Annotated in this window: 6 protein-coding genes; 4 read left to right on the top strand and 2 right to left on the bottom strand. The window is 50.8% G+C overall.

All coding sequences use genetic code 11. From position 1 onward, the window contains the following. The first annotated feature begins 290 nt into the window (after positions 1 to 290). Both IK012_RS02895 and IK012_RS02890 read left to right on the top strand, forming a co-directional pair. Positions 291 to 2,108, top strand: a complete 1,818-nt coding sequence (locus IK012_RS02895; RefSeq protein WP_290950233.1) for a DUF262 domain-containing protein — start codon at positions 291 to 293, stop codon at positions 2,106 to 2,108. Positions 2,109 to 2,297: 189 nt separating this feature from the next. Then, positions 2,298 to 3,410, top strand: coding sequence for a hypothetical protein (locus IK012_RS02890; protein WP_290950230.1), 1,113 nt, complete (start codon positions 2,298 to 2,300; stop codon positions 3,408 to 3,410). 3 nt (positions 3,411 to 3,413) lie between these two features. Here IK012_RS02890 and IK012_RS02885 read toward each other — a convergent pair whose 3' ends face one another. Both IK012_RS02885 and IK012_RS02880 read right to left on the bottom strand, forming a co-directional pair. After that, positions 3,414 to 4,928 (bottom strand): hypothetical protein, encoded by a 1,515-nt coding sequence (locus IK012_RS02885; protein WP_290950228.1) that lies wholly within the window; start codon positions 4,926 to 4,928, stop codon positions 3,414 to 3,416. Between the two features lie 46 nt (positions 4,929 to 4,974). Beyond that, entirely contained in the window at positions 4,975 to 6,171 is a 1,197-nt protein-coding gene (locus IK012_RS02880; RefSeq protein WP_290950225.1) for a glycoside hydrolase family 18 protein, read from the bottom strand. 141 nt (positions 6,172 to 6,312) lie between these two features. On the opposite strand from IK012_RS02880, the gene IK012_RS02875 reads away from it, so the two are divergent. Both IK012_RS02875 and tnpA read left to right on the top strand, forming a co-directional pair. Continuing rightward, positions 6,313 to 9,396 (top strand): CotH kinase family protein, encoded by a 3,084-nt coding sequence (locus IK012_RS02875; RefSeq protein WP_290950223.1) that lies wholly within the window; start codon positions 6,313 to 6,315, stop codon positions 9,394 to 9,396. A gap of 187 nt (positions 9,397 to 9,583) precedes the next feature. Further along, positions 9,584 to 9,898, top strand: a 315-nt coding sequence (tnpA, locus tag IK012_RS02870) for an IS200/IS605 family transposase (protein WP_290950221.1), incomplete at its 3' end; no start/stop codon positions are given.

Below are 9,898 nucleotides of genomic sequence, written 5' to 3'. Positions count from 1 at the left end.
CTAGGCGAGCTATCGCCCTAGGCAACATACCCTCCTTGTGCAGGTCGAGGACTCTTTGCCATTCTTCTTCTGTGTGTATTTTTGTCATGCTAGCCTCTAAAGTTGTGTCTAACTTTTGGGGTTCACATCACGCCTAGGGGCTCCGCCCCTAAAACCCCTAGTAACATATCACATATGACTTCATTTCGTTTTTTTTGTTTATATTTCATTGAAAAACTCGCTTTCACTAAGTGTTGTGAAGATGTTTTCGAAATTTATGCCCCATTTCAAAAGTGAAGTTGGAGAACACTATGGCAATCAATATTGCGCCGAAATCGTTGGATACTGAATTGAGTGAACTTATGCGAGATGTCGCATCTGGTAAAACCCAACTTCCCGAATTCCAACGTAGTTGGACTTGGGATGATAACCGAATCATTGGTATTTTGGCAAGTCTGTCTCAGGGGTATCCAATGGGGGCTATCATGCGTCTAACATATGGAAACGAAAATGTGAAATTTAAATACCGAACAATTGAAGGGGTTTGTGCAACTGATGTTGTTCCTGATTATCTTGTGCTTGACGGACAGCAGCGCCTCACGTCAATGTATCGTGCGACATGTTGCAAGGATCCGGTAAATACGACTACAGAAAAGGGTAAAAATATCAAACGGTACTATTATCTTGATATTAAGAAATGCCTTGATGAAAATGAGGATCGTGAGGATGCAGTGTTCTCTGTTCCTGCTGATCGTAAAATAAAGGCGAACTTTGATCGTGATGTCATTCTTGATTTATCAACTAGAAATCTTGAATATGAACATGAAATGTTTCCTTTGAATATCGTGTTTGACAGCGGTGCACGTGAAGACTGGGCGGATGGCTATAAAGAATATCACGGTTATGATAAGGCTTTCATGGAAAAGTACAAACTGTTTAGAACGGATGTGCTTGATACGATTACCGGTTATAAATTACCTGTGATTACACTGGGCAAGGAAACTCCGAGAGAAGCTGTTTGCAAGGTTTTTGAAAATGTTAACACTGGTGGCGTTCCTTTGACAGTGTTCGAGTTGGTGACTGCTAGTTTTGCAACATATGAGTTTGATTTGCGTAAAGACTGGGAAAAGTGCCGGGATGTCATTTGGGGGAAAAATGAGCCGCTTAACACGGATGTGATGTTTGGTGTTGATGAAACGGCATTCCTAACGGCAGTGACGCTATATTCCACATATCACGCGGAGACGATGACGACATGTAAAAAGAAAGATGTTCTTTCGTTATCTTTTGAAGATTATTTAGCTAACAAAGATGTCCTTCTTGAAGGGTATAAGATGGCGCGGAAATTCTTATTTAGCCAATATGTTTTTAGAATGCGAGATCTTCCGTACACGACACAGCTTATCCCATTGGCGGCCATATGTGCAGAGATTGGTAAAACATCCTTTAATCAGCCGCAGACACAAAACATCTTGAGTAAATGGTTCTGGTGTGGCATAATGGGAGAAATGTATGGTGGCGCCAATGAAACGCGTTATGCTAACGATATGGAAGATGTTATTGCTGAAATTCGTGGCAATGTAAGCCAGAATCGTACTGTTAATGCAGCGTATTTCTCTGCAACTCGTTTAATTTCTCTGCAAACAAGAAATAGTGCTGCGTATAAAGGAATTATGGCTCTTGTATATAGGGAACGATGCCATGACTTTGTTCGGGGAACAACAATTGATATTGTTAAGAGTATGGATGAAGCCCCGGATATACACCATATATTCCCAGAAGCTTATTGCGTTAAGATGGGTTATAAGAAGGAAAAGTGGAATTCAATTATTAACAAGACGCCTCTTTTGCCTGAATCAAATCGACAAATTGGTGGAGAAGCTCCAAGTGTCTATAGTAAACGAGTTTTACGCAAAGCTGAAATCGATGAAGAGGTCTTTCGAGATCGAGTTGAATCACATCTTGTGGATTATGATTGCTTTGTTGCCGATGATTTTGAGGGCTATTTTATTAGACGAGCGAAAGCTCTTATGAGGGTGATTGAGGCTGCTATGGGTAAATCTATTGCTGATAAGGGATCCGAGCAAACAATTAATCTCTATGGAGTCAGCTTGGAAGAACCTGTTTAGTCAAGAGTGATAATTAGATTCTGCTTATTGGGAAGAAATGTTTGTTGTACAGCCATGATGTATTTTTTTTACGATGTTTTACGGAAATTATGACGTCTTGGCTTTGGTTTCTTTGGATGAAAATAAAAAGTCATTTTATGACATCTATTTGAATCTATATTTATAGGTGGCTCTAAAAAGGAGGCTCCTATGCTGGCGAATAACGAAAACAAGAACTTGGAATACTGCCGCTATTATCATGGCGAACAGCAGGATCCGTATAGGGATTCTTTCAAAGGCCGTGCATGGATTGCCGAGCAATTTGCAAGTGAAAGTGCCTCGGATTCTGCAAAGAACTTCTTGTCATTTGTGGCGGCGCATATCAGTAAGTGGGAACCTTATGGTTATGAAGTGGATGTCGCTCGCTACATAGCCTTCTTTGAACATTGCTCTTTTAAAGAAAAAATTGAAATTGCGAGGGACTATGGGCTTGGGGATGCTCTTCAATTCAAGAAACCTCGTGGGCGTACCATTTTCGAAAGCCATATGGATGCAGGCTTTTATACTCCCGAGACAATTGATATGGGTGTACTGCTCTATAGTGATGGGAATGTTTATATCAAAAATGCGGTACAGTACTTTGTTGTCTGTGATGGAGCGTTGCCTGAAGAAAATCCTTGCAATCAAGCGTATTTTCATGTAGGGAAATTCGAAGAGGCTGCCGATGCCGTCAAGAAACTGATAAAAGAAAATTGGGAACGTATTTCCGCGTTGCCTTCAAAAATAGACGATATCGTTTGCGATGGTGGTTTTTCGCACTATAAATTCTTGAGCAAGCATTTTAAGGGGATGATTTATGGCCAAACAGAAGAGTCAAAGGCTATCGAGGCTTTTCACAATCAGGTCCTGAATGTTTTCTATCGGACGAATACGCCATCTTACGATTGGTTCGATGTTACGACAGATGCTGAAACCTTCGTTGAAACTTGGGGCTCATTGCTGGACGAAATTGATGCGGATCAAACCCGTGCTAAGGTTTATGACATTATCGAGAGCGGCCGCTTTGAAGAAGATTGCCGAAATCTTGGCTTTGAAATGGATTCATTTGAAAGTTTCAAAAAGCATTGCAATTACAATCCTGAAAATGGGCCTGAAAAAACGTTCGAAGAATTACTAGCTGTTTGCACGGATTATCGCGCCTTAGGAAATGCAATTTTTAGCCAGTGGCGTTATTACAACCACTGGGCAGATGATGTAAAGGCTGAATTCAATACCAAATGGTTCAGACTAGCTTTTAAGAAACTACTTGAGTTGACGAATTAGTCGTTACTTCACCACAGGGTAATACGCCCCGCGAGCGGCCTTACTCGGCGCATTTCTACCCTTAAGGTCGATGGCTCGATGGGTGCTTATGTTGCGTGTGTCGGAAATGCGGCCCTTCCCGATAACGGTTGTCCCTTCTTCCACGGTTCCTTCGATGGGCTTTTCGCTCCCGTCTAAGCTTGCCTTGTAGGGTATGGTCGCGCCTTCCAGCAACTTGTCACCGGTGATGGTCGGTTCTGGCGATTCCTTGTCGCCGATTTCGATTCCCGAGACGGTGAACGTGGCTTCCTTGCCGGGCAGGAGACCCTTGAGCGATGCCGAACTGCGCACGCCCTTCACGGTCACGTAGGCGTTGTGGTACAGCGGGGCGATGCCGATGTTTTTCACGCGAACGGCGGCCGAGACCTTGTTGACCGTGTAGCCCGTAATCTGGAACTTGTAACCGGCGTAGGAACTGGCCTCGTACACGCGGCTCTTGGTGGCGTACTTGCCTTCGGGCGCGTCGTTGCCGATTACGTACGTCATGTGGTACTTTTCGGCGGCCTTTTCCCAGGTGACGCCGTAGAGTCCGGCGGGGTTCAGGAACTCGTGTTGGTCCTTGTCTTCGTAGTAGCTGATTTCACCGCCGGCGGGCGAGGTCTTCCAGCGGGTAGTGTCGAGGGCAATCCAGTTCTTTTCGTTGTCGCCTTCGCCCTGCGAAATGTCGTGCTTTTCGTGCATGAACGAATCGTCGAATACCCCGAAACCGAGCGCGAGCAGGGTCTTGTTCCCGGCGATGGGCGTATAGGCCTTGTCTGCTGCGTCAATCGAGATGCTCCAGGGAGTTTCCTTGAAAAGCGTGTCGAGGTGCGTCAGGAATTCGGTCTGGTAGTCTTTGGTCGGGAAATTTGTGCCGAGTTGAAGTTTGGTGCCGTAGATGTGGTATTCGGCCCAGTGTCCGAAACCGGCCTGCACGAAGGCGATACGCGGGTCCTTGTCGTATTTGGCGGCGAAGTCGGCGTAGAATTGTTTGTAGAAGTACTGGAGTGCCGTGCTGCTCCAGTCGGCGTAATAGGTGGGCCCGTCTCCGCCTGGATCCTCGGAGAAGGTCTCCATATAGTTGCTGTTTGTCATGAAGTAGTTGGGAACGGCTGTCGCGCCTTTTACATTCTCGGTGCAGTTGGGAGCGTTCTTGATGGTTTCGCCCGGGTATTCGATGCGGAAGCGCACGATTGCCTGGTGCCCGCGGCTCTTGATGTCGTCGAGCATCTTTTCGAAACTGCTCCAGTCGTAGCTGATTTTACCACCGCGTTCCCCCGTGACAACAGCGCAGGGGAGGCAGTACGAAAATTCCAGCGAGATCGCTTTTTGCAGGTCCTTCTGGTCTTTCGCCTGGTCGGGCCAGAAGACGATTCCCTTCATGGGTTCGAGCGATTCGATGCTTTTGCTGAGCGCGACGGAACGGTCTGCCGCGAACGAGCTTGTCGCAAGAATCGCCAGCGCAGATGCCGCTGTGCATGCTAGAGCCAAATTTTTCATACCACACTCCATTTGAAAAGATTAAGTTGTACCAAATCTATAAAAATTATTTGACGTTCAGCCGGATTGTCGGTGATTTGCCGAGCACCCGTTTCCCGAGTGCGTCTACCTGCCTGCCTTGCTCTTTTTGCAGACGCGGCGGCGGTGCGGCTCGGTTCCTGCGATGCGAAATTGCGTTTGTCGATCCGTCGCGGAGAACCACGGCGATGCTGTCGAGAATCGGGTTCCCGACTCCTTCGATGTAGTCGTGCGAGACTTCCCAGACCATGATGCCCGCGTAGCCGTTTTCCTTGACCCAGCGGCTCTTGACGGCGGAAGAATGCGGGTCCTCGAAGGTTATATAACCGGTTGAAGATATGCCGTAGGGTTCCACGGAGACGCTGTCGAAATGGTATTCCCATTCGGTGTTCGCGACGATGTCCTTGTACGCGACCTGCTTTGCGGTTCCCTTGGTGAAGTCGGTGCCGGGGCCCGTGGCTCCCTTGAATTCGAACCCGAAGGAGGGAATGCCGAAGACCATCTTTTCGGTGGGGACACCGCGTTTTTTCCAGTAGTCGCGGGTTTCTTCCCACGACCAGGTGGTGTAGCCGTCGTGCGGGTAAAGCGGCGAGTCGAACATGGCCTTGTCATCCCAGTCACCGGTGATGTCGTAGGTCATGAACCCGAACCAGTCGAGGTTTGCGACGAGGACTTCGGGCGTGAAGAAATTCCCGTAATAGGGCGAGCAGGGGAGCGCAGCGGAAAGGCTCTTGTTTTTAGGGAGGGCGGCGCGGAGCTCGGTGAGCAATTTGTTGTAGGCGATTGTGTCCGCGTCGGGCACGGGATGGTATTCCCATTCCCAGTCCATGTCGAGCCCGTCCAGGTTGTGGTCGGCGACGAACTGCACGAGGTTCGCGATAAACTTGCCGCGAAGGGCGTCGTTCGATGCTACGGGCACGAAGTTTTCGCTCTGTCCGCCACCGCCGAGCGAGACGATGACCTTGGTGCCGGTGGCATGGGCGAGCGAGACCATTTCGTCAAGCGCGCTCGGGTCTTCGGCGGCATCTCCGCGGAGCGAACCGTCGGTGTCCGGGGTGATAAAGCTCCACAATACGTGCGTGAGCTTTTCGTAGGGAACCTTGTCGACGGTGTAGGCGGGCTTGTGCCATTTTCCCCAGTCGGGGTAATAACCGATAAACAGCGGCCCGGCCCACGCCATGCAGGCGGAGGCTAGGGCAAAAAACAGGAGAGAAGAGGCCTTCATGCTTCTAATATATCCTTTTTTGGGATGAATAGTCCCGTATTGGCCAGAAAGGTCCGGCCGGCCTCCGTTTTTTGTACCCGAAACCCCATGTAAATTGCGTTTTTTCTTGAAATAAGGTGTTTTTTGGCTTATTTTTGAGGCATGAATATCAGGAAAATATCAATATTGGGAGTGGCTGGTTTCGGCCTCGTTTGTGGCTTGGTCGCATGTTCTGGAGATTCTGGCGTTGAACCGGGAGGCTCCGAAGGCGGTTTGGAAGAACCTTTTAGCAGTGGAACAGTTATTCCTGGCAGTGATGGCCTGTTTGGGGGATCGAGCTCGTCGCTCGGCGATGTCCCGTATTCGCAGACGTTGCAGTCTTCTTCTTCGAAAAAGAATGACGGCTCGCATGAGGGCCCGCTTCCCGGTGAAGATCCGGGAATGGTTCCTGTCGATACTCCGCTCACCTATGTTGGCAATTTCCCGGTGATTTTCTCCGAAGTCTCGCCCGAGAACGCGAACTTCAAGGATAACGACGGCAATGACCCGGGCTGGGTTGAACTCTACAACACGTCGGACGCTCCCGTGAGCCTCAAGGGCGTCGCGCTCAGTAACGATGCGAAGTTCCCGCGTCGCTGGGTGTTCGGCAATGCGACTATTCCCGCCAAGAGCTACATGATCGTGTTCCTTTCGGGCAAGAACTACGCCGACTATGTCGCGCCTTCCGATTCCGTGAACATGATCGGTACGGATTGCAGTTCCGAAGCCTCTGCTGGCGGTTTCGGCGCTTTCCCCGGCATGGGTGACTGGGGCGGCGGCATGGGCGATTGGGGCGGCGGTATGGGAGACTTTGGCGGTGGTAACTGGGGTGGTGCCGGTGCAGGTGCCGGAGCTGGCGCCGGTGCGGGTGCTGCGACTGGTTCTACGGATAACGTGACGAACTTGCCCGGAAGGTCTTCCCTGTGCTATAGCGACGGTGGCCAGAATGTGGTGGGCGCCGTGATGAAGGTGGCCCAGGGCGGTGAATATTCCCGCGTGGTGGTGAAGTCGAACTCGAAGCCCAGCAGCGCCGATCAGCTTGTGGTGCGCGGGTTCATCACCAAGAACCACAAGATTCGCCTGAACTTCAAGGAAGGCGACGCGATGAGCGACTGGAGCGGCAAGAACCTCCGCGGTACGGGCGATTCCTCTGCTGTGTACTACGTGCGCCTCGGTGAAAATGCCAGCGGAGTCAAGCTTTCGCAGGTTTCGGCGACCACGTTCGCGACGGAAACCCAGGGCAGCGAGACGACTACCCTCATGGTGACTTCGTACATTGCCCGCAAGCGCGGCCATGAACCGCATACGACGTTCAAGGCCGAAAATTCTGGTGCGCTCTTCCTGGTCAACGAGAGCAACGCTATTCTTGATTCCGTGTCCTATTCCTCGGTTCCGACGGGTGCTTCCTGGTCCCGTGACAATGCGGGCAAGTGGGGCTTCGCCGCTCCTTCGCCCTACGGCAATACGGCGGGCGAGGTGTTCGCGGAACAGGCTCAGTCCGGCGAGGTGAACATTCCTCCTTCCGGATTCTATTCTTCTGCGGTTACGGTGACGTTCCCCGCGGGCACGCGCTGCGAACAGGGCGGTACCGAACCTACCACGAATTCTCCCGTGATGCAGCAGTCCTTGACCATCAACTCGACGATGGTGCTGCGCTGCCGCAATTTTGCCACGGGCTCGTTCCCGAGCGAGGAAATCGTCCGCACTTACGTGTTCGAACAGATGCCCTCCCTCCCGACCATGTTCGTGACGACCGACCCGCTTTCGATGTTCAGCCAGGATTCTGGCCTCTACATGACGGGTAATAATGCTGCCATGATGGACCCGAAGAAGGGAGCGAACTTCTGGAGCAACCGCGAACTTCCGGTGTATGTGGAACTGTTCGAAAAGGGCTCTCCGCAGAAGCCTGCGTTCGCCATCAAGGGCGACTACAAGATTACGGGGCAGTACAGCCGCGCTAAAGAAAAGAAGTCGTTCGCCATTACGCTCCGCGAGGAATACGGCGACAAGCGTCTCAAGTACAACCTCTTCCCGCAATATCCGGAACTCAAGAAGTTCAAGGCGTTCTCGCTCAGGAACTTCGGAAACAACAGCGGCGACGACTACGTGCGTGACCGTCTGGGTACGTCGATGACGGAAGGCCTTGGCGTGGATTACCAGCGCGGCCGCTATGTCATCGTGTTCTACAATGGCAAGTATTACGGCATACATGACTTGCGCGAACGTAATAACGAGTATTACTACGAGACCAAGTACGGCCATGATCCGAACGACATCGACCTTCTCGCGACTACGGCCAGCGGATCGAATGAAGTTGCTGCCGGTTCTGCGGCCGATTACAAGGCGATGATAGACTGGCTCCAGAGCAACGAGCTTTCGAGCGACGCGAACTACCAGAAAATTGCAGACCAGATAGATGTCGACAACTTCATGAACTACATGTCGGCGGAAATGTTCCTGAACAATAGCGACTGGCCGCACAACAACGTGAAGAAGTGGCGCGTCGCAAGCCAGAAGAGCAAGTGGAAGTGGTTCCTGTACGATACCGACTTCGGTTTCGGCGTGAGCTACAATACGCAGAACGGGAACGTGTTTAGCTATGTGACCAATCCGAACGGCACGGGCAATGGCATGGGCATGATGATGCCGGGGATGCAGCAGGGACAGCAGCAGTCGACCAGCGGTTCTATTTCTGAACATACGATTCTCATGAGTCGCCTGCTCGGGAACGACGGCTTCAAGAAGGCCTTCATGAACCGCTTCTGCGTGCTCCTTTCCATGAACTTCTCTGCCGACAGGCTCCTGAAGCGCATCAACGACATGCAGTCCGAGGTCGAGCCCGAGGCTGCCCGTGATGCGGGTTTCTGGAATTACAATTCCTCTTCGATGTCGAACAACCTCCAGACGATAAAGGAGTTCGCGCAGAACCGCCAGCAGGCGATTCGGAGCGATATGCAGCAGTTCTTCAGCGTGAACGAGGCCGTCTCGGTGACGCTCTCGGCGCAGGGTTCTGGCCGGATTCTCGTGCACAACCTCCCGCTGGACCAGAGCCCCATGACGGTGGACTTCTACAGGGGCGTGCCCGTGACCGTGACCGCGGAAGCCTCTTCGGGTGCCGTGTTCTCCGGCTGGAGCGACGGCAACACGAATGCCACCCGCACGTTTAACCCGGGCGAGATCACGAGTCTTTCGGCGAACTTCCGCTAGTAACCAAATTTTCTTTGTGTGTAAGCAGGCGTGGACCTTCGGGGCTGCGCCTGTTTTTGTGTATAAGAAAACTACCGGCTACGCCGGTAGTTCCGTAAAAGCCTTCTGGCGGTCATGAAAAAAATCCTTTGACTATTATTGAAATGCGGTCTGCCAACTGCATCACAACAATTTCAAAGGATTTAAAATGAATGATAGAAATAAATCGACAGCACATACCACATGGAACTGCAAGTATCATATCGTGTTTGCGCCAAAGTTTAGAAGGAAAATACTCTACAATCAGAAGAGAGAAATCGTGGGGAAGATTCTGAGGAAACTGAGCGAATGGAAGGGTGTGGAAATAATCGAGGCGGAAGTTTGCCCCGACCATATACATATGCTGGTGGCGATACCGCCAAAACTCTCGGTATCAAGTTTCATGGGATACCTGAAGGGCAAGAGCAGCCTAGAATTGTTTGATACGATCCCGGAGTTGAAAAACAAGTACAGGAACCGGGTG

It is taken from the genome of Fibrobacter sp., from assembly GCF_017551775.1.
In the GTDB taxonomy this organism is placed as follows: Bacteria; Fibrobacterota; Fibrobacteria; order Fibrobacterales; family Fibrobacteraceae; genus Fibrobacter.
Note: the sequence above shows the minus strand (reverse complement) of the source record. Positions and strands in the feature narration are given on the sequence as shown.